We start from the raw sequence: 20,783 nt of genomic DNA, 5'->3' as shown, positions 1-20,783 counted from the left end.
ATCGGCGCTTGGGTGAAAGGAGGAGGGTGAAATCTCCCACGGTCTGTACTGCGCTAACAGTCAGAATCGAGCCTTGTCCCTCCTCCTCCCTTCAAGTCCTACCATACAAGCGGGCTTGCTCGCGAAGGCGGTGCGTCAGTCGACGACAATGGTGACTGACCCGACGCTTTCGCGAGCAAGCCCGCTCCCACATTGGTTGCTGCGTTTTATTCAGATGTTGGCGCGCAACACTGAAGCTGGCAGCGCCTCACCGCGCTCGGCTGTCGCCGCCACCGCGGCAATCAACCCCTCCAACTCATAACCCTGCGCCTTGAGCCAGTCCTGATCGTAATAAGTGTCGGCATAGCGCTCGCCGCCGTCGCACAGAATCGCCACGATCGACCCCGACTCACCCGCTGCTTTCATCTGCTGCGCCGCCATCAGCGCACCGATCAGGTTGGTGCCGCTTGACCCACCGACATGCCGGCCCAGACGTTGCGCCATATAATGCATGGCCGCCAGCGACAAGGCGTCCGGCACTTTGACCATCGCATCGATCACCTTGGGCAAGAACGACGCTTCCACCCGAGGCCGGCCAATGCCTTCAATCCGCGAACCACAATCCAGACGCAGACTCGCATCGCCGCTCTTGTAGTAATCGAAGAATACCGAGCGTTCGGCGTCGGCGCACAACACGCGGGTGCAGTGCTGGCGATAGCGCACGTAGCGGCCAAGGGTTGCTGTGGTGCCGCCAGTGCCGGGGCTGGAGATCAGCCAACTCGGTTCGGGGTGCCGCTCGTAGCGCATTTGCTGAAAAATCGACTCGGCGATGTTGTTGTTCGCTCGCCAGTCGGTGGCGCGCTCGGCATAGGTGAACTGATCGATGAAGTGGCCACCGTGCTCACGGGCCAAACGTTCGGATTCAGCGTAAATCTGCGTCGGATCGTTCACTAGGTGACTCTGGCCGCCATAGAAAGCGATCTGGGCAATCTTTTCCTTGGAGGTGGTCGCCGGCATCACCGCAATAAACGGCAAACCCAGCATCCGTGCGAAATACGCCTCGGAGATCGCCGTCGACCCACTGGATGCCTCGATCACCGGAGCGCCGGGCTTGAGCCAGCCATTACACAACGCGTAGAGAAACAGTGAACGCGCCAGCCGATGCTTGAGGCTGCCGGTGGGATGGCTGGATTCATCCTTGAAGTACAACTCAATGCCCGCAAACCCCGGCAGCGGCAAGGGAATCAGGTGGGTGTCGGCGCTGCGCTGGAAGTCCGCTTCAATGATTCGGATGGCTTCGCGGGCCCACTGTCGGTTGTCGCTCATGGTGAGGGTTCTCGTTGGATCTGGCAGGAAATCAGCCTCGTCAAAAGGCTCAGTCGTCAGCTTAGGAAAAAACCTGCATCACGCACAGGTACAGCTGAGTTTCAATATGTCGAGTAACTGCTAGGCTCAGCAGGGCCAACGGCAAACCACTCTGTAACGACATATAACAAAAAAAGAATATGAGTTTTGTTTTAACAACCAACAGTCCGGGTTAGGGTGTTCCACCTTTTGACTATTCGATGGAGAGCGACCTTGCCTCTGCGTAGCACTTTCACGCGTTTCTTTCAGTTGGAAGCTGCCAGCGGTCTGTTATTGATCGCCGCGGCCATTCTGGCTCTGATTATCAACAACTCGCCACTGTCGTGGCTGTATACCGGGCTGCTCGATACTCCGGTGGTGGCGCAGATCGGTGCGTTGAAAATCGCCAAACCCATGCTGCTGTGGATCAACGACGGTCTGATGGCAATGTTCTTCCTGCTGATCGGTCTGGAAGTGAAGCGCGAAGTGCTTGACGGCCAGTTGTCGAAACCCTCGCAGATTGTCCTGCCCGGTGCCGCGGCGATCGGCGGCATGGTCGTGCCAGCGCTGATCTACTGGTTCCTTAACCGTGACAACCCGCCGGCCCTCGACGGTTGGGCGATCCCAACCGCCACCGATATTGCCTTCGCCCTCGGCGTGCTGGCTTTGCTCGGCAAGCGTGTGCCGGTGTCGCTGAAACTGTTCCTGATGACCCTGGCAATCATCGATGACCTCGGTGCCATCGTGATCATTGCGATCTTCTACTCCGGCGAACTCTCGACCCTGTCACTGGGTCTGGCGGCAGCGTGCATCGCAGCATTGGTGGCGATGAACCGCCTGGGGGTGGTCAAGCTCGGGCCGTACATGATCATCGGCCTGATCCTTTGGGTTTGCGTACTCAAGAGCGGCGTCCACGCAACGCTGGCCGGTGTGACGTTGGCCTTCTGCATTCCGCTACGGACAAAAAACGCCGAGCCTTCGCCGCTGTTGACCCTCGAACACGCGCTGCACCCGTGGGTGGCCTACGGCATCCTGCCGCTGTTCGCCTTCGCCAACGCCGGCCTTTCGCTGAGTGGCGTGACCGTCGAAAGCTTCACCCACCACGTCCCGATGGGTATCGCTGTGGGCCTGCTGCTGGGCAAGACCGTTGGCGTATTTGGCCTAACCTGGCTGGCAGTCAAGATCGGCATCGCCACCCTGCCCCAAGGTGCGAATTGGGGTCAGGTGCTGGGGGTGGCGATTCTCTGCGGCATCGGCTTCACCATGAGCCTGTTCGTTGGCTCGCTGGCCTTTGAGCCAGGTCTCAGCGATTACGCCGGGATGGACCGGATGGGCATTTTGACCGGCTCGATTCTGGCGGCATTGATCGGGTATGCGGTGACGGCGGCGGCGAGCCGCCAAAGCACCCTACAATCTGAGAAACCAGCTGCGTCATGAGTATCAGCACGCTTCGCGCAAGGCTTAGCAATGAGCCGCGCAAGTGTGCTATGTCTTTCGTTAACCTCAGCCGCCTCTCGAGCACGGTATTTCTCGGAGCCATCCATGTCACGTAAAGCAGAAAAACGCCCAATGACGGATGATCAGATTGCCGTGCAGGAATCCCGGATTCCAGATATCGCCCTGAAGGCATTCAATAACGCCTATAGGATGGCACTTGCCAACAGCGCAGCCGTTCTTGTTGCTAAAGCTGGCCAACTGTTCGAGGTGACGGAGTAGACCTCCGTTGCTTTGCGCTCGATCGGCACTTATGGAAACCTGAAAAGCGGTACTCGCCTGCACATCAATAAATCTTCAAAACAGGTTACTTCTTGAGCACACCAAGAATACGGATATTTGCGGGACCTAATGGATAGGGAAAAAGCACCTTCAATCGACTTGTTCCTGCCCATTTTCTTGGAAACTACATCAATCCTGATGATATCGAACGGGCGATTAACGATACGGGATACGTTGACTTCACCTCATATCGAATCGAATCTCATAAAGCAGGGATTTTTGAATTTTTCCGTGAACATGCGCTTTCAAAGAAATCCCCACGTTCATTGGCAAAGCTGGACTCACTTGCGATTGAAGGTGAAAGACTCAGCTTCGCAAATACTGAAATCGACTCCTACGTCGCTTCAGCCCTTTCCGATTTCATACGCCGGTCGCTGATCAAAGAACGCATCAGCTTTACGTTTGAAACGGTCATGTCCTCCTCAGCCAAAGTTAACCTGCTCGCCTAGGCTCATGACTCTGGCTACAGAGTCTACGTTTATTACGTCGCTACAGCTGATCCTGAAATCAATATAGCCAGGGTTGCCTACCGCGTATCGCAAGGTGGACATAGCGTTCTTCCTGAAAAAATAAAGGCCCGTTACTGGAGATCTCTGGAGCTTTTGTCTGAAGCTATCCTTACATCCAACAGAGCCTACATTTTCGATAACTCGGATGAAGGCAGCGAAGGGCTGACACAAATAGCAGAAATCACTGATGGAGAACTGATTGAAATCAAGTCAGCTATCCAGCCCCCCCCTGATTCAAAGAGTTCGTACTCGATAAATTGTTGTAGTCGAACAATCCCACGCTTATAGAGACGCGTCCTACAGCCACAAAATGCCTGCTTCGTTAACGTCGCCCAGCCCCTCCCCAGGGACGGTCGATGGATGAACGAAAGGACGATCAGTGGCTCGCAACAAGGACATTCCCCGGGTTCCCAACCCACCACAAGGCGACGGGCATTACGTCACCTACCGCTATATGACGGCCAGTGAACTGGCTGCGCGCGATGCCAGACAAAACGCTTACGACGCCATGCTGGCGCGCCAGGAGGCCTTCGAGCGCAGTCGTGAAATCGCTGCGACAAAGCCTGACCCCCTGCGCGCCGGATGCGTCTTTGCCAAATCTTGCAAGTTGCCAGACGCAATCATTGATTACTCCAATCCTTCGGGGATGGTGCCGACCGATAGTTTGAAAGACTACGGCGAACTGATCCTGCTCGGTGCCCGCGAAGCCGATATCAACGGTGCCGTCGCGTTGAAGAACATCAGTGCGACGGCCATCCCGACAGGATTTGGCAACTTCGCTCTGGCCGGATCTGCATTCGAAGCATTGCCTGCCGTTGCCGCCAGCACTGCTGCCGCCACGTTGGTTGGACTGGTCGCGCTGTTCATGCCCTCAAGCCTGGGCGACAGCGCCCTCTACACCGATGATCAACTGCGCGCCCTGAAACAGGCCCGCACCCGCGTTCGTTTGCGGGTAGAGCAACAGGCCGACGGCAGCCTCAAGGGTTACGGCTTCTACACCGGCAAGAACCGTGATTGGGAAATGGTGGATGTCGTGAAGTTCACTGCGCGTGGCAGTCAGTTCATTGCTGACTTGGGTGAAGGCGTCGAACTGATCTGGACACCGGCCGTGGATGGTGCGGACATTCTTGGCATTCCTGCACTGGAGGCCGCTCCGCAGGCGCCGCACATCTGGGTTTATCCGCCAACGAAAGCAGCAGACGGGATTCTGGTGAATCCGGTTTATCCGCCGGAGTATCGGGATTTCATTCTGGTGTTTCCGGCGGATTCTGGAATTCGGCCTGTGTACATCGTTCTAAGCAGGGCGCGCGACCATGCTTACTACGACCACCCTAAGACGCTACCCGCCTTCCCTGATGCAGTTAGAGTAAAGTCGAAATCATCGGTGAAAGGTGGCGGGAAGCGGCGAGCACGCTGGGTAGACCGCAAAGGTCGAATTTATGAATGGGATTACAAAAGTAACGCGGTCGAAAAATACGACAAATTGGGAACTACTCATTTGGGCGAGTTCAATCACCTGACGGGTGAGCAAACCGGGCCTGCAGTGCCGGACAGAAGAACCTCTAGAAACTAAGGATTGAGACATGCGCTACCTTTCTATAACCGGCTTTTACCCCGATGACGCTCAAGACGACTCTCTGCAATTCGAGTTAGATATCACCGGTAGCGAGATGAATGAAAAAGTCGCACAGCTCATTGAGTCCAAACCCCTAAGTGAACTGGAACCCGGGGAGTTGTTATTGAGCACAGATCAGGTAGCTGCGCTGGAAACTCTTCTCAAAGTTAGCCTTCCGAACGGTTTGGAGTTTTTTTTGGGCACATGTGCCGATTACTGACTTACCCGGGTTGTAAGCAAAAAACAAAAACCCCGACCAGTCACCTGATCGGGGTTTTCTTTTACCGCTCGCTCGCGCTTAGTGCGAAACGCGGCTGGTCCCGCCAACGGTGGAGATGCGCACGCGCTCGCCAACACGGAACACTTCATTCTCCTGAACCTGCTGCACATAGGCACGCATGCTGCCGTCATCCTCACGCACGGTGATTTCCACACCTTGGGTACGCGTCAGGCCTTCCTCGGTCGCCGAACCGATCAGACCACCCGCCACCGCGCCGATGACCGCTGCGACGATGCTGCCGCGACCGCCACCAATGGCGCTGCCGCCGACACCGCCAACCACTGCGCCTGCTGCGCCGCCGATCGGGGTCTTGGTGCCTTCGATTTTCACCGGTCGCAGGGACTCGATGGTGCCCATGCGAATCGTCTGCACGCGACGTGCTTCGTCACGGGAGTAGGAGTCACCGGTCAGGCTCGATTGGCAGCCGGTAAGCAACATCGCCATCGTGGAAAAGGAAGCAACCAGCAGAACAGACTTACGCATAGCATCAACTCCAAAGGACAGGTATTCATTAAACTCCGCAGCTTGACGCCTGTCACGGCGCAACCCGGATAAAATTGCTTTCATTCAGGCCCGGTACAGGCGCCCTGCGAACTCACCAACATTAGCGCCAAATTCCATTTCTTGCGCCGCCGACCCAAGGATTTTCATGGATTACTTGATCATTGTCGTCACTAGCGTTGCCGGTCTGTACTTCCATTGGTGGCTTTACGTGCGGATCAAACGCTGGATGGATCGCGATCTGGCATTGTCGCTGGCCGGCAAGGATGAAGGCAAACGCGCCTTCATGCTCGAAAAATTGAAACAGGCACAGACGCAGAAGATCAAGCGTCGGGATCTGCCGCAATGGCTTGAGGCCGCTGCGGCAGGCTATCCCGCTCGGTAGACTGCTTAAGGTGCCAGACGTTCAACAATCCAGTCGGCGCCCTGCAAGCGGTAGTTGAGGCGATCGTGCAGACGGCTCGGACGGCCCTGCCAGAATTCGATGCGCTCGGGCAGCAGGCGGTAACCGCCCCAATGTTCCGGGCAGTCAGGCTGAGTGTCACTGAAGCGCTGCTCGGTAGCCTTGAGTAGATCCTCCAGCTCGCCACGCCCGTTGATCACCCGGCTCTGCGGCGACGCCCAGGCACCGAGACGGCTGCCCAGCGGGCGCACCTGATAATACGCATCGGATTCCTCAGGCGTGACCTTCACCACCCGCCCTTCGATACGCACCTGGCGCTCAAGGGACGGCCAGAAGAAGGTCATGGCGGCAAACGGATTGGCCGCCAGATGCTGGCCCTTGGCACTGTCGTAGTTGGTGAAGAAGGTGAAACCCTGCTCATCCAAGCCCTTGAGCAGCAGAATGCGGCAATGCGGACGCCCGTGCGCATCAACCGTGGCCAGGGTCATGGCGTTGGCTTCCACCGGCGCCTGCTCGGTTTTCACCGCGTCAGCGAACCACTGGTGAAACAGCGCAAACGGCTCCCGCGGGGCTTGAGCCTCGGTCAAACCATCCCGAGTGTAATCACGACGCATATCTGCCAGAGCCTGGGTCATGGCGCATTCCTTTTCGTTAGCGAATCACTTTTTGGTGGTATCGGTCGCTGCGACTTTCTTGTCTGTTGCAGCGGCTTTGGCTGGAGCGGCTTTCTTGGCTGGAGCCTTGGCCGGTGCTTTCTTCGCCGGCGCCTTGGCAGCAGCTTTCCTGACCGGCGCTTTTTTAGTCGCCGGTGCGGCAGCTTTCTTCGCCGCGGGTGCCGGGGCCACCGGTTTGGCCGCTGGCTTGACGTCCTGCTTAGCGACCAGGGTCACTGGCCTCGGCGCCGGCATGTTGTACTTGCTCAACAGCGCAACCATGGTGTTCTGCGGAGTGACCAGCAGTTCCACACGACGGTTCAGGGCACGCCCCTCTGCACTGTCATTGGCCGCACGCGGCGCTTCGGAACCCATACCGCGCAGCATCAGGCGATCACGTTGCAAGCCACTGAGACGGAAAATCGCCGCAATGGCCTGGGCACGTTCCTGACTCAATTTGACGTTGGCGGGCGCGGCGCCACTGGAGTCGCTGTGCCCCAGAACCAGCACGGCGGTTTTCGGATCGGCTTCGAGGATTTTCGCAACGCGGGTGAACGGGCCTAGGGTGACCGGCAGCAGCATGGCGGGACGATCCGGGTTGAACGAGCCTTCGACCGGCGCCGTTACGACCAGCACGTTGTCGCGACGCTCGAGTTGCAGATTGCTGTCCTTGACCGCTTCGCGCAGGCGCGGCTCATAATCGTCGAGCCAGGCCTGAGTGATTTTCGGGTCAGGCATCGGCACGATTTTGGCCGTGTTCTGATCCTTGCCGCCGAACGGCCACCACCATTTACCGCCCGCCTCAGCGTCGGCCTTGGCCACGGCGGCCGGTTTGGCTTCGTTTTTTGCTTCAGTTTTGGTAGCCGAATCATCGGAACCGAACGGCCAGTACCAAGGGTTGCTACTCTCGGCTTTGGCAACCGGGGCAGTGGCGGCAGGCTTCAACGGGGCCGGGGCTGGCTCTTTGGCCGCCACCTTGTCGGAAGATCCGAACGGCCACCAACTGCTGCCGTCCGCATCGTTTTTCGGGGTCTGTGCGCAACCGGTGATCGCAACACACAAGGCCAGGGCGAGCGTCTTTTTAGATGACATTGAAAATCCACAAAATGAAGTAATGAAAAATCAGAGCACTATCGCCCGGATAAACAGTCGCTTTGAATCGAAAATCGTGTCGAGGTTCCAGCCCTGGAACCTCCTTTGATGCTTTATAGACAAGTGGCAAGCACCCGCGCGAGCTTCTGCGCGCGCGGATCCATCAAGACGTATGGCCCAAGGGTATTTGTCACAAAACCGAACGCGACATCATGCTCAGGGTCAGCAAAACCGATGGAGCCGCCCGCCCCCGGATGACCGAACGCCCTTGGGCCGAGGCCGTAGGTGGCATTGGGCACGTCCGGTTGATCGAGCATGCAGCCGAGGCCGAAACGGGTCCGGGTCAGCAGGGTCTTGTCTTCGCCGAGACTGTGCTCACGGGTCAGCTCTTCGAGCATGTCGCTTTCGAGCAGGCTGCCGTCGAGCAGTCCGGCGTAGAAACCGGCGAGACTGCGCGCATTGCCGTGGCCGTTGGCCGCCGGTTGCTGCATGCGTCGCCATTGCGGCTTATTGGTGCTGGTGAGCACCGACGGCGGATTGGTGAAGGCGCGGGTGGTCATGGCGGTGGGTTCGCGCAGGGTCACTTGCAGCAGACGTTGCGCGGCCGCATCGCCGGCATTGCCCTTGCCCCGAGCGATGTGCGCCACGCGGTGGAATTCTTCATCGGCCAGGCCGACGTGGAAATCCAGGCCCAATGGCTTGGCGACACGGGCGACGATCGATTCGCCAGGGCCGCGACCATCAGCACGACGCAGCAATTCGCCGATCAGCCAGCCGTATGTGATCGCGGCGTACCCGTGACCGGTGCCCGGCGTCCACCACGGCGCTTCGGCCGCCAGGGCGTCGACCATGGTTTGCCAGTCGTAAAGGGCTTCGGGCGCCAACAGTTCGCGCAGGGCCGGCAGACCGGCCTGATGGCAGAGCAAGTGGCGCAGGGTGACGGATTCTTTGCCGGCGGCGGCGAACTGCGGCCAATAGCGGGCCACCGGAACATCGAGCTGCAACTTGCCTTCGGCGACCAGTTGCAGTGCCGTGACAGCGGTGAAGGTTTTGGTGCAGGAGAACAGGTTGGCGATGGTATCGCTGTGCCAGGCCTCAGCGCCGTCCTTATCGGCGGTACCGGACCAGAGATCGAGAACAGTTTCTCCGCCGACCTGAATGCACAACGCTGCGCCGCGTTCCTGGGGATCGTCGAACAGTGCGGCGAAAGCTTCGCGCACCGCTTCGAATTGAAGCTCGTAATGTCCCTGAATCTGCACCCGCAACTCCCCCGCGAAAACGCTCTACAAAGTGGCCCGCATTGTTCCAGCCCTTGAGGGATTTGGGAACAGCTATGGGCTGGACGGTTGATGCTGTGGTGCAACAATCGAGGCCTTTGCGAGCGAGCCCGCTCCCACAAAGTTTACGAACAACCTGTGGGAGCGGGCTTGCTCGCGAAGAGCGCTAACGCGCACGTAAAGACTAGTGACCGTTGCCGGAATGCCCACCCGCATGGCCTACGCCCCGCCCTGGCCCTTTGCCGGCTTCAGCCTTTCGCCCACCTTCAGCCTCATGACCCGCCGCGGCCGCGGCTTTCCCAGCCTCTTTGCCCAACTGATCAATCGCCTGCAAATTACTCTTGCGCACCGTCTCGACGAAATCCTGATAGGGCAGATCTGTCACGCCTACCAAGCCAAAGTGGCCGTTCTCGCCATCGAGCAAGCGCCCGGTCACCGGTTGATCCAGATACTGGAACCAGTGCACACCCACAATCGAAGGTTCGCTCAACGCCTGTTTGAGGAAGTTGGCGTACGCCGGACCGCGGTCTTCTTCCTTGGCCAATTGCGTCACACCGCCCCAGAACGGGCCGCGATCGGTGGAGCCAAAGTTGAATTCGGTGATCAGCACCGGTTTGTCCAGGGCGCCCAGGGCGGCGAAGTCATAACCGTCCTGCGGCTTGAGGGTGTACATGTTGAAGCTCAGCACGTCGCAAAACTGCGCGCAGGACGCCACGGCCTCTGGGGTGCTGATAGCGAAGCGGCCGCCGAGCAGCAACTGGTTCGGCGCGTGCCATTTCAGCGAGTCGGAAATGGTCTTGAAATAGGTGTCGGCGAACACTTTCTGGAAGTATTTGAAGTCGGCCTCGATTTCCGGGTGTTCCGCGCTCGGCAACGGCGGCTCGAAGCCCGGGTCTTCCATCAATTCCCACGCGGGCAGATCAATGCCCCACGCCTTCGATAGCCCGGCCTGATTGCGGTATTTGTCGCGCAACTGCTTGAGGAACGCACGTTTGGCCGGCACGTCAGTGGTCATTTTCAAGGTGCCGTAAGCCAGCGCATAGCGGGATTTCGGATCCTCGCCAGGGCCGGCCCACGCCAACTCGTTGTCGGCGTAGTAGCCGATCAGCCATGGATCGTCGCGGTGATCGCGGGCAGCGATGGCCACGGCGCGCTCGGTGGCCATGGCAAAGCGCGGATCGAACGGATCCGGCATACCGCCCCACCAGTCACTGCCGGTGCTGATGCTGGTGTAATCGCCGACGATAGACAGCGGCAAGGTGTAAGGCACGCGAGCGGCGTTGCCAAGCGACGGCGCGCTCCAGTTGCCGACGGTGTTGAAACCCCAGGCTTGCAGGCGATCAAGGGTGTGGCTCACCCACTTCTGTTCATCGACCGAAGCGGTGCAAGGCACAGCAGCGGGCGGATTGGATGATGACGATTTGGCCGCTTCAGCAACGCCAGCCTTGGGCTGTTCAGACGTAGCGAGCGGTTCTGCAGCGTTTGCTGCGCTTTGCTCAGCCGCACCCGCCTTGGCCGCCTCGGCGACCCCAGCCTTGGTGGCGCTGGCCGGCTTGCACGGTTCGCCATACAGGCGCTGCAGGTTGGCACCGTAAAAATCGTACCAACGCCCGCTGGCATGACCTCGGCCCTGATCGGCGCCATTGCCACCACGGTGGTCGTCCTCGCCAAAATGCCCGGCCAACGGTTCGTCAGGTTTGGGCAAGGCTTCAAACATGTTCTCGCGACCGGCAACGTAAGTCTGGTTGACCTCCGGGCTGACGGTGTTGACGCCAAGGGAGTAGAACGGATGCCCCTCAGGCGTCACCAGATACCAGCGGCCGTCACGCTTTTCAGTGCGAAAGAAGCCGCTGGCCTTGAACGCCGGGCCTTTGTTCCAGCCGCCGAACGTGTCCAGCGATGATTTTTCGCGCTGGGCCAGCCAGGTTTTCAGCTGTTGCTGTTCTTTACCGGCGGCGGCTTTGAGCTGTTCATCATTACTGACCTTTTCCGGCCATTTGCTGCGGGTCGACTGCCCGTAAGCGTCGACCAGATTGCTATACACCGCTCGCATGACCGCATCGCCGTCCTCCACGCCGAAACGCTCGAGCAACAGGCTCTGGGCAACTTTTGGCTGATCCATCGACAAGCTCACCGACACCACTTGGCTGCGATCAATTTCGCCGCTGCTGCTGGCCAGCAATATTCGCTGACCCTCGACCAGCATCGGCATCGGCGGCCCGGCTTTCATGCCCTGGCTGAGCGGTGAAGTGGCGACCAGCGGCACCAACAGGGTTTGTGCAGGGCCGGCCGGCAAATCGACGCGGCTGGTCAGCGTCTGCCCGTTGTTGCTCTGGATCTGCACATAAACCGTCACGGCCCAGTTCATTGCACTCTGCAAACGCAGGGTCATCATGCCCGATTGTGACCAGTCCCAAGCGCCGGTTTGTGGCGTCAGACGCAAGGTCGGGCGGGCCACCGGGTTGAACGTCACACGACGCAGCACTTCACCTTCAGCCGTTTGTTCGGCATTGGCTTGCGGCAGGTCAGCGTTTTCGGTCGCGACTTTCACCACGTCAGCGGGACGGACAAAATTGAACAGGGTCTGTTGACCAGCAGGCGCCGCCAGCAACTGGGCAGCAAAGAGCAAGGCAAACACGGCAGGCAACGAACGGCGGATCATAAGAACGGAGTTCTCCCTAGCGACCAACAAAGGCCAATGGAAACGCGATGGCAGAGAGATAGACAACGCGGCGGGCAAAACGGCCCACCGATGTCTCAGGATATTTCACGACGGAAAGGCGGCAACGCATTGAGGATCGCCTTGCCGTAACGCTGGGTCACCAGTCGCCGATCCAGCAACGTGATGGTGCCGCGATCTTCTTCGGTGCGCAGCAGACGGCCGCAAGCCTGAACCAGCTTCAACGAAGCGTCGGGCACGGAGATTTCCATGAACGGATTGCCGCCCCGGGCCTCGATCCACTCGGACAATGCCGCTTCCACAGGATCGTCCGGCACCGAGAACGGGATCTTGGCGATCACGACGTGTTCGCAGTAAGCCCCGGGTAAATCGACACCTTCCGCAAAACTGGCCAGACCGAACAACACGCTGGAGTCACCGCCATCGACCCGCGCTTTGTGCTTGTTCAGGGTTTCCTGTTTCGACAGGTTGCCTTGAATGAACACTTGCTTGCGCCAGTCGCGGTCGAGGCCGTCGAACACGTCCTGCATCTGTTTGCGCGAGGAGAACAGCACCAGCGTACCGCGCGAACCTTCGACCAGGTCAGGCAAATCACGGATGATTGCGGCGGTATGGGCCGCGGCGTCGCGTGGGTCGGCTTTCAGATCCGGCACCCGCAGCACGCCAGCGTCGGCGTGATGGAACGGGCTCGGCACCACGGCGGTGATGGATTTTTTCGGCAGGCCCGCGCGCATGCGGAAGCGATCGAAAGTGCCAAGCGCGGTCAGGGTTGCGGAGGTCACCAGGCAACCATACGCCACGTTCCACAGGCTGCGGCGCAAGGTTTCCGCCGCCAGGATCGGGCTGGCGTTGACCTCGATATCGAACAGCGAACCGCTTTCAGCCAGTGTCAGCCAACGCGCCATTGGCGGGCTGTCTTCCGGATCTTCGGCGGTGAACGCCGTCCACAGTTCCCAATTGCCCGAGGCACGGGACAACAGGCTGCCGAACAGCGGATACCACTCTTCGGCCTGATTGCTGGCGATGCCTATGTTGACCTCGCCATCCATGCCTTCCTTGAGCAGATCGGTCAGGCGGGTGAACAGATCATTGAGACGCGAATAGCCCTTTTTCAGCTCGATGCCCATTTCGCGCATGTGCTCGGGAATCACCCCGCCGACGAAACGATGACGCGGGCGCTCACGGCCCTCGACATCTTCACCGGGTTTGAAATCGGCAATCTGCTCACAGGCGCTGAACATGAATTGCTGCTGGGCCTTGATCTCCCGCGCCAGCTCCGGCACCTGTTCGATCAACTTGCCGAGATCGCCCGGCAATGGATGCTGAGCCAGCAGTTTGGTGAGGTTCTTGGCGGTGGTTTCCAGCCAGTCGGCGGTAGAGCGCAGACGTGTGTAGTGAGCGAAATGGCCGATCGCCTTGTCGGGCAGATGATGGCCTTCGTCGAACACGTAAATGGTGTCGCGCGGATCAGGCAAAACAGCGCCGCCGCCCAATGCCAGGTCGGCCAGCACCATATCGTGGTTGGTGACAATCACATCGACCTTGCCCATGCCTTCGCGGGCCTTGTAAAAGGCGCACTGGCCGAAGTTCGGGCAATGACGGTTGGTGCACTGGCTGTGATCGGTGGTCAGGCGCGCCCAATCGGCGTCTTCAAGGGCATTGGGCCAACTGTCGCGGTCGCCGTCCCATTTATTGCCGGCGAGTTTCTCGATCATGCTGGTGAACAGCTTCTGACTGGCCTCATCGACCTCGATCTTGAAGCCTTCTTCTTCGAAAAGCTGGGCAGTGGCCGTCTGTGCGTGGCCTTCCTGCAACAGCATGTCGAGCTTGGACAGGCACATGTAGCGGCCACGCCCCTTGGCCAGCGCGAAGCTGAAGTTCAGCCCGCTGTTGCGCATCAGGTCGGGCAAATCCTTGTAGACGATCTGCTCTTGCAGGGCCACGGTCGCCGTGGCGATCACCAGACGCTTGCCGGCCAGTTTGGCCGTAGGGATCGCTGCCAGGCTGTAGGCCACGGTTTTGCCGGTACCGGTGCCGGCTTCCACCGCAACAATCGCGGGGTCGCCACTGCGCCGGCCTTCGTCGTCGGTGTCGATATCCCCGAGAACCTTGGCGATTTCAGCGATCATCAGGCGCTGGCCGTAACGCGGCTTGAGGCTCTTGGCTTCAAGAAAACGCGAGTAGGCGCCCTGGATCGTGGTTTTGAGTTCAGTGCTGATCATGGATTGTCGGGCGCAAAAAAACGCTGGATAAATTTTCAGTGGTTTCAGATGGCGGCTATCATACCCCGCTAATTAATCCCGCGCAGAACGGAGTGCCCCAATGACACCTTTTAGCCTCGTTTATCCGCTGCATGTCCTGTCCGCTCTGGTGTGGGTCGGCGGTATGTTTTTCGCCTGGATGATCTTGCGTCCTGCGGCAGTGAAGGCTCTGGACGGGCCAAATCGGCTGACGCTGTGGGTGGAAGTGTTTCAAGGTTTTTTTCGCTGGGTCTGGGTTGCCGTGATCGTGTTGCCGGTCAGCGGCGTGGGCATGTTGCATCTTCAGCAGGTCGGGTTTGAGACCGCGCCGAAATATGTGCAGGTGATGATCGGGTTGTATGTGGTGATGACGGCGCTGTTCATCCGGATTCAGGGCTTGATGCTGCCAGAGTTGCGTAAAGCGGTTGAGGCCAAGGACTGGCCGGCAGGTGCGGCGGTGCTGGGGCGAATTCGCCGGGTGGTGGGGATTAATCTGCTGGTCGGGCTGGTGCTGGTGGCCGTTGCGGCGGCACGACCGATGTTTTGATCGGTACCCATCATTTGCGCTGGACACTGTTGTGGCGAGGCTGCTTGCCCCCTCGCCACAACACTGGCGTTGATCTTTAGAGGCGCTGAACAGTCACCGAGCCAGCAGCCCCAACCGGCCCAGCCTGGCCATCCGCCCCGGCCTTGCCACTCTTGCCGCCATCGGCGCGATACACCAGACAGCCCTTGGACTTGCCACCCTTGCCGGCCTTGCCGCCAACGCCCGCTGGCCCACCGGCACCGCCTGCAACGTTGATCTTGATCTGTTCGGCCGGGAATTCACGCGGCACTTGCAGACGCACCAACCCACCCGGTGCGCCCGGCTGACCGTCGCTGCCATCGCTACCGTCGGCACCGTGTCCGGCCTGACCCCAGGTGCAGCCCGGATCTTCACCGTTGCCACCGTCAAGACCGACAAAACCTGGCGTCCCGCGGCCGCCACGAGCGTCGACCACCAGTTGCGGCGCATCCAGTGCCTTGAATTGCAGATTCAGATTGCGCCCCGCACGCGCAGCTTTTTCGTAAGTTCCCGGCGCACCGCGCGCAGTAATCTGGCTGCCATCACTCAGTTCGGCTCGAACGACTTTCATGTCCAAAGCCTGTTCACCCGGGACGATAGCGATACGCGCATCATGACCGAGGCGCAATTCACCCACGCTGAGCTCAGTCACATTCGGTGGAATCAGCAACGTGCCGTAATCGGCCACTTCCAGCTTGTCCAACTGCAAGGTGTTGGCAGTGTTGGGCAGACGCATCAGGGAGTTGGCTTCGACGCTGACCACTTGGGCACAGGCCAAAGGGCTGATGAATGCAGCGAGCAGGCAGAGTTTACGCATGGGAAGAAGCCTCCGGAGCGGCCGGGGCCGGGATGGTTTGCAGGTGGAAGATGCCGAACAGCAGGATGCGGCCACGGTCACGCCAAGGGTGCGGGCGCCCTTTGAGGCTGCGGTTGCACAGCAGCACTTCAAGCACATGGATCAGCAACAGCAGACTGCCGGCCAGATTGACCAGCAGGTGCAACGGATGTATGAACGGCATGAGCTGATCGACCAGCACCACGCAGCAGAACAGCAGGGTCAATAACCGCCCCAGCCCCCAAAACACTTTCATACGCTCCCCTGTATTGCGAATTATTCTTTGCACGCACAGTAACGGCTTCTACGGGGGATAAGCCAGAGGGTTAAATGAAAAAAACTCGCTTGGCCGCCAAATCGCTGCCGGGTCGACGAAGATCGTCGCCCGACAGCTCTAGCTGGCGCACTTCAGCGCCATCCTAACGATTGATGTGCAACTCCACTCGACGGTTTTTCGCGCGGCCCTCGTCGGTGGCGTTATCGGCCACCGGCTCGCTCTCGCCGCGCCCCTCACTGGTGAGTTTGTTCGGGGCCAGGCCCTGACTCAGCAAGTACGCCGCCACACTGCTGGCGCGTCGTTCCGACAATGCCTGGTTGTAGGCATCCGAACCTTTGCTGTCGGTATGACCGATCACCTTGATGCTCACCACATCAGCATTGCGCAGTTTATCCATCAGCGTATCAAGCTGGGATTTGGCCGCCGGGGTCAGGTCGGACTTGTCGAAATCGAACAGTACATCGCCGGCATCGCTCAGGGTGATGACTTCAGTCTGAGGCGCAGGCTCCGGTACTTTTTCAGTCACCGGATATTGCGGCAGTGGGCAACCCCGGTGATCGACCGGCGTATTGGCCGGTGTATCAGGGCAACGGTCGCGGCGATCGAACACGCCATCGCCGTCTTCATCGCCATCCTGGGCATAACAGATCAATCCGCCGGTCAGGATCCCCAGCGCTGCGCCGCCACCGGCCCAGCCACCACTTTCGATGGCGCCTAGACCTCCACCGACCAGCCCGCCAATAAGGCTGCAGATCGGCCAGGTACGTTGATTGAGGGGGGCAGTGCCATCGCTGTGAGTAGCGCAACCGGTAAGCAAGCTGCCCAGCAGCAGTACCGGCAAGACGGACCTTGAGAAAACAGTCATTTTGAAAGCTCCTGTGTCACCGGCCCATACCGGTTACACAGGAGTAAAGACCCGCATCCGCGACTGCACAAGCCGAGGATGCGAGAGGTCTAGCGGACGATTTTGATTTCGGTACGGCGGTTTTGCGCGCGGCCGTCAGCGGTTTTGTTGTCGGCGACAGGTTGCATCTCACCCATACCGGACACCGAAACGAAGCTGGCACGCGGCACACCTTGCTGGATGAGGTATTCCACCACCGAGTGCGCACGACGGTCAGACAACTTCTGGTTGTAGGCATCGCTGCCCACGCTGTCGGTGTGACCGGTCACAGTCAGTTGCGCTGTAGAGGATTCCTGCTTCAGACGTGTGGCGACCTTGTCGAGCACTTGTTTATCAGAGCCCGTGAGCGTGGCTTTGTCGAACTGGAAGTGGACATCGCGAATGACGATGGTTTCTTCCTTGACCACTACAGCTTCTTCGACCATAGGCATCGGTGCAGGTGGAGGGCAGCCGTCAGCATCGACCTGTACGCCTTTAGGCGTGCCCGGGCACTTGTCGCGACTGTCCGGCACACCATCGCCGTCCTCATCGCCATCACCATGAACCCAGCAATAGGCCGCCGCCATGCCTCCGACGATCAGTGCACCACCACCTGCCCACGAGGAACTCTCGGTGGCACCAAGACCGGCACCGACGACGCCACCGACCGCCGCACAGGTCGGCCAGTCGGTTTTCTGCAAACCTGCACAACCAGTCAACACACTGGTTAACAGAATCAAGGGTAACGCTGTCCGAACTATGCTCATCTGGTTTTCTCCTGAGGGATCGGCTTAGAACCGATTCAGGGAGTAAAGACCGGAGTTTTAATCTCCGCCAGCAATAGGCCATGGCTGTTTGCGACCGAGTTCACAGGACTTTGGCGCATTGGCCGCAAACCGGCGGCACACCACGCTTTGCCGCCGCCGTCAGGCAGGCTAGTCTTGGCGGTCTGATTGAGGAGCCTCGATGAACGTCGCCATTTCTTCCCGCACGCCGCAACAGGCGTTGGCCGCTTTGCTGGATCGCTACGCTCCGGAGCGCTTGCTGCTGATCGGCGCCAGCGAGTTTCCGGCGCTGGCCGCTTTCAAACAAGCGCACCCGGACTGCTGCGTCGCCCACGCCGAACCCGGCACCTTGCCTGCCGAACTGGCGGCACAGCGCTTCGACCTGGCACTGGTGGTCGATTGCCTGGAACATTTGCCCAAGCGTGACGGCCTGAATCTTCTGGGCGGGATTCGCAACCTCAACGCCAGCCGCATCGCGGTAATGGCGGATCTGTCGGCCAGTGGCTGGCAGGAGACTGATTTTTACTCACTGGCACTGCAAGCCAGTGAGCGCTTTCAGCGTGACGATCAAGTGTTGACCCTGTTCACCTACGACCTGCTTGACTACAAACAAGTCCCCGACTGGCTGAATTCACGGTTCTGGGCCAATCCGGAAAACTTCGGGAAATACTGGTGGTAATGCAATGATCTGACACCTTGCAAGCGTTAGATCCCCATTGTATTAGATGGCAGCCCCTCGCGAGCTCATAACCTGAGGTAGTGATTAAGGGGTGATCTAATGGCCCTGAATCTGTTTAAACAGACAAAAGGGATTGGGTGTCTGGTCAACGTAAGGGATGGCAGATGGAGCTTGTGAGGGCTACTCAAGATTTTGTGATTGATGGGCAACCCTACCCGGGGTTCCCCGTTCTTCTGTGGGATTCGATGGACAGTTGTATCCCCGCTAATCAGTTCTTCCGTCACTACTTGCTTCGCGGGGCAATCGGGTCTAAACATTCCTGGCCCAGTACTGGGCGCGCTCTTTATGATTTCTTCAGCTTCCTCCAAGCCCATAAACTGGACTGGCGTGACGTTGATCGTGGCGAAGCGAAGAGTCTAGTGGCAGCCTATCGAGACTATTGCTTGACGACGTGCGAGTTGACACGGACCACCACTCGCCAGCGCTTGACTTACATTTGCAAGTTCTACGAGTACGCCCTCGAGGAGGGGTGGGTGAAACGCGTGCCCTTCACCTATGAGGAACGCAACGTAAAGCGTGAAGCGAACTTCCTTGCGCATGTCGATGCCAGTGGCGGCAAGACCATTGCAAAAGATGTAATGCCCCGCACCTACAAGACCCTGCCCAAGTTTCTGAGCATGGCCGAGATCAAATCACTCCTGACCGCCGCGGAGAACCCCCACCATCGGATGATGATGCGCCTAGCGCTGTACACAGGTCTGCGCCGCGAGGAGATCGCTGCCTTCCCGCTGGTCTATGTTTTCGACCCTGATAAGGCTGGAAAAACCGATCGCAACTTGCGCATTCGACTCGATCCGTTTGACGGCAGTGGCATGGTGACCAAAGGCAGAAAGCAGCGAGATATTCACGTTAGTCGCCGATTCATGTCCGATCTCTATCGCTATGTGACGAAAGTGCGCGGCGAACGTGCCTCACTGAGCAAGAGCCCGCAAAAGGCGTTGTTCCTCAATAAGTCCGGAGAACCTTATGGGGACAGCGGCAAGAGTCTCAACCGAATTATCAGCCAGACTGGCAAGCAAGCGGGAATCAAGGTCCATGCGCACATGCTACGACATACTTACGCCACCCAAACCTTGGTCAGCCTTCAGCGTAACCCTGCAAGCGGACTGGAGCCTTTAGTGTTTGTTCAGCGGCAACTCGGCCACAGTTCGATTCAGACAACCATGGTGTACTTACACTTGGTCAACGAAATGGCTAACGAAGCGGTGCTGGCCTATGACGATGAGTTGAACGCATTGGCGGAAGCAGTCTGATGGGAAAGCGCAAGATATTTACAAAAACCGACCTCAGCGTCCCGCAAATCGAGTACAGCCGCGACATGGTAGGCAATGTGGTGATTTTGCCCGAGACCATCCCGCCGAGTACAACCATCGTAGAGTTCAAGCGGAACGCCACCACCACCCGTAGCTTCGATTTTGCCTACTGGTACGGCGCTGGCATCGACCCCATCACCTATGCTTGCCAGCGCCAGATCGAGCGCTTCCTCTCAGATGGGGAGGCCGTAGTTTCAACCACCACGGTGGCTGGCTACTGCCAGGCGCTACGGTACTTTCTCAACCACTGCATGCTGCGAGCGACGGCATCTGGCCGCGAACTGGCCTTGGTCGATGTAACCCGCGACTTGATCGACCATTATCTCGACCATCTTGCTGGGTTAGGCGTGGCAACTATCTCTCAGAAGAACTTCTACGCGAAGACCAAGGCCGTACTGAACGCCTTAGGACGGCGTGGGCTGATTCACCTGGTCACCTCTGGCGATGCGGCCACCTTTCCGAATAATCCCTTTCCGAACATCAACCGCAAGATTAATGGCGAGACTGCGCTGTCCAAACGCGAGTATCAAGCATTAACGGTGGCGCTGCGGCAGGCCATCAAACCGATCTGGGACGATGATGCACATGTGACCGGTGAACTCCTAAGCCTTATCCTGCTGGTCGTAGCACTGCACACTGGGCGAAACTCCACGCCATTGCTGGAAATGGGCCGCGACTGCCTGCGCCCGCATCCTAAGGACAACACCGTGTTCCTGGTGCTTTGGAAACGGCGTGGTTACAGCTCCAACAAAGTGGTCCTCCGCTCCGAGTCAAACGCCGAGCGCCTTTTGGAGTCCACACCGAGTTTGAGAACCACTGTGGAACGGTTGATCCGTCGCGTGATTACTCTAACCGAGCCTCTGAATGCAGAGGCTCCAGTTGACCTCAAGGGCCGCGTCTGGCTGTATCGCAGTAAGCGTCTGCCCAACTCACGTTGCGTAAGTCAGACAGATACCCACTGATGCGGCAGCAGTTGGTCGATCTCACTCGCCCGTTGCGTCGGCAACCGCGTCAGCACATCTTTGAGATAGGCATAC

The 20,783-nt window shown here is 58.8% G+C and carries 21 protein-coding genes; 9 read left to right on the top strand and 12 right to left on the bottom strand.

From position 1 onward, the window contains the following. Positions 1-210: 210 nt before the first annotated feature. Positions 211-1,305, bottom strand: coding sequence for a PLP-dependent cysteine synthase family protein (locus AACY50_RS27535; protein WP_339430642.1), 1,095 nt, complete (start codon positions 1,303-1,305; stop codon positions 211-213). Positions 1,306-1,557: 252 nt separating this feature from the next. Between AACY50_RS27535 and nhaA the strand changes: the two genes are divergently transcribed. The 4 genes from nhaA (at position 1,558) to AACY50_RS27515 (ending at position 5,443) form a co-directional block, all read left to right on the top strand. After that, positions 1,558-2,760, top strand: coding sequence for a Na+/H+ antiporter NhaA (nhaA, locus tag AACY50_RS27530; RefSeq protein WP_339430641.1), 1,203 nt, complete (start codon positions 1,558-1,560; stop codon positions 2,758-2,760). Between the two features lie 105 nt (positions 2,761-2,865). Further along, positions 2,866-3,039, top strand: coding sequence for a hypothetical protein (locus tag AACY50_RS27525; RefSeq protein WP_339430640.1), 174 nt, complete (start codon positions 2,866-2,868; stop codon positions 3,037-3,039). A gap of 948 nt (positions 3,040-3,987) precedes the next feature. Next, positions 3,988-5,181 carry an S-type pyocin domain-containing protein gene (locus tag AACY50_RS27520; protein ID WP_339539735.1) on the top strand — a complete coding sequence of 398 codons (1,194 nt, stop codon included), beginning with the start codon at positions 3,988-3,990 and terminating at the stop codon, positions 5,179-5,181. Between the two features lie 10 nt (positions 5,182-5,191). Continuing rightward, positions 5,192-5,443, top strand: coding sequence for a pyocin S6 family toxin immunity protein (locus AACY50_RS27515; RefSeq protein ID WP_339430637.1), 252 nt, complete (start codon positions 5,192-5,194; stop codon positions 5,441-5,443). 78 nt (positions 5,444-5,521) lie between these two features. On the opposite strand, the gene AACY50_RS27510 is transcribed toward AACY50_RS27515, so the two are convergent. Beyond that, entirely contained in the window at positions 5,522-5,986 is a 465-nt protein-coding gene (locus tag AACY50_RS27510; protein ID WP_024776354.1) for an outer membrane lipoprotein, read from the bottom strand. 166 nt (positions 5,987-6,152) lie between these two features. Between AACY50_RS27510 and AACY50_RS27505 the strand changes: the two genes are divergently transcribed. Next, on the top strand, positions 6,153-6,389 hold the full coding sequence (locus tag AACY50_RS27505) for a hypothetical protein (protein ID WP_339430636.1): 237 nt from the start codon (positions 6,153-6,155) through the stop codon (positions 6,387-6,389). 5 nt (positions 6,390-6,394) lie between these two features. On the opposite strand, the gene pdxH is transcribed toward AACY50_RS27505, so the two are convergent. The 5 genes from pdxH to dinG all read right to left on the bottom strand — a co-directional run bounded on the left by pdxH (position 6,395) and on the right by dinG (position 14,331). Further along, entirely contained in the window at positions 6,395-7,042 is a 648-nt protein-coding gene (gene pdxH / locus AACY50_RS27500; RefSeq protein WP_339430635.1) for a pyridoxamine 5'-phosphate oxidase, read from the bottom strand. A 24-nt stretch (positions 7,043-7,066) separates the two neighbouring features. Beyond that, the gene (locus AACY50_RS27495; protein ID WP_339464419.1) at positions 7,067-8,152 is read right to left on the bottom strand and encodes an OmpA family protein; all 1,086 of its coding nucleotides are present in this window, start codon (positions 8,150-8,152) and stop codon (positions 7,067-7,069) included. Between the two features lie 113 nt (positions 8,153-8,265). Continuing rightward, positions 8,266-9,411 carry a serine hydrolase domain-containing protein gene (locus AACY50_RS27490; protein ID WP_221731441.1) on the bottom strand — a complete coding sequence of 382 codons (1,146 nt, stop codon included), beginning with the start codon at positions 9,409-9,411 and terminating at the stop codon, positions 8,266-8,268. Positions 9,412-9,613: 202 nt separating this feature from the next. Then, entirely contained in the window at positions 9,614-12,091 is a 2,478-nt protein-coding gene (locus AACY50_RS27485; RefSeq protein WP_339539730.1) for a beta-agarase, read from the bottom strand. 95 nt (positions 12,092-12,186) lie between these two features. Continuing rightward, positions 12,187-14,331 (bottom strand): ATP-dependent DNA helicase DinG, encoded by a 2,145-nt coding sequence (gene dinG / locus AACY50_RS27480; protein ID WP_339430632.1) that lies wholly within the window; start codon positions 14,329-14,331, stop codon positions 12,187-12,189. Between the two features lie 100 nt (positions 14,332-14,431). Here dinG and AACY50_RS27475 point away from each other — a divergent pair, with 100 nt between their 5' ends. Next, positions 14,432-14,896: a CopD family protein gene (locus AACY50_RS27475; protein ID WP_339464416.1), complete on the top strand. Its 465-nt coding sequence runs from the start codon at positions 14,432-14,434 to the stop codon at positions 14,894-14,896. Between the two features lie 76 nt (positions 14,897-14,972). On the opposite strand, the gene AACY50_RS27470 is transcribed toward AACY50_RS27475, so the two are convergent. From AACY50_RS27470 to AACY50_RS27455, 4 genes are all read right to left on the bottom strand, one after another. Then, on the bottom strand, positions 14,973-15,731 hold the full coding sequence (locus AACY50_RS27470) for a collagen-like protein (protein WP_339430631.1): 759 nt from the start codon (positions 15,729-15,731) through the stop codon (positions 14,973-14,975). After that, positions 15,724-16,005: a DUF1145 domain-containing protein gene (locus AACY50_RS27465; RefSeq protein ID WP_339430630.1), complete on the bottom strand. Its 282-nt coding sequence runs from the start codon at positions 16,003-16,005 to the stop codon at positions 15,724-15,726. The genes AACY50_RS27470 and AACY50_RS27465 overlap by 8 nt, the downstream gene beginning before the upstream one ends. A 163-nt stretch (positions 16,006-16,168) precedes the next feature. Then, complete coding sequence (locus AACY50_RS27460) at positions 16,169-16,891, bottom strand: OmpA family protein (RefSeq protein WP_339430629.1); 723 nt, start codon at positions 16,889-16,891, stop codon at positions 16,169-16,171. A gap of 89 nt (positions 16,892-16,980) precedes the next feature. Then, positions 16,981-17,676: an OmpA family protein gene (locus AACY50_RS27455; RefSeq protein ID WP_221731448.1), complete on the bottom strand. Its 696-nt coding sequence runs from the start codon at positions 17,674-17,676 to the stop codon at positions 16,981-16,983. A 199-nt stretch (positions 17,677-17,875) separates the two neighbouring features. Here AACY50_RS27455 and AACY50_RS27450 point away from each other — a divergent pair, with 199 nt between their 5' ends. The 3 genes from AACY50_RS27450 (at position 17,876) to AACY50_RS27440 (ending at position 20,708) form a co-directional block, all read left to right on the top strand. After that, positions 17,876-18,373: a DUF6231 family protein gene (locus AACY50_RS27450; protein ID WP_339430628.1), complete on the top strand. Its 498-nt coding sequence runs from the start codon at positions 17,876-17,878 to the stop codon at positions 18,371-18,373. A gap of 533 nt (positions 18,374-18,906) precedes the next feature. Then, complete coding sequence (locus tag AACY50_RS27445; protein WP_339539724.1) at positions 18,907-19,686, top strand: tyrosine-type recombinase/integrase; 780 nt, start codon at positions 18,907-18,909, stop codon at positions 19,684-19,686. After that, entirely contained in the window at positions 19,686-20,708 is a 1,023-nt protein-coding gene (locus AACY50_RS27440; protein ID WP_339539721.1) for a hypothetical protein, read from the top strand. The genes AACY50_RS27445 and AACY50_RS27440 overlap by 1 nt, the downstream gene beginning before the upstream one ends. Here the strand turns inward: AACY50_RS27440 and AACY50_RS27435 are convergent. Then, the coding region (locus AACY50_RS27435) for a transposase domain-containing protein (protein ID WP_057395645.1) at positions 20,690-20,783 on the bottom strand (94 nt) is incomplete at its 5' end. The genes AACY50_RS27440 and AACY50_RS27435 overlap by 19 nt on opposite strands.

The organism is Pseudomonas sp. RA_15y_Pfl2_54, from assembly GCF_963971015.1.
GTDB lineage: Bacteria > Pseudomonadota > Gammaproteobacteria > Pseudomonadales > Pseudomonadaceae > Aquipseudomonas > Aquipseudomonas baetica_A.
Note: the sequence above shows the minus strand (reverse complement) of the source record. Positions and strands in the feature narration are given on the sequence as shown.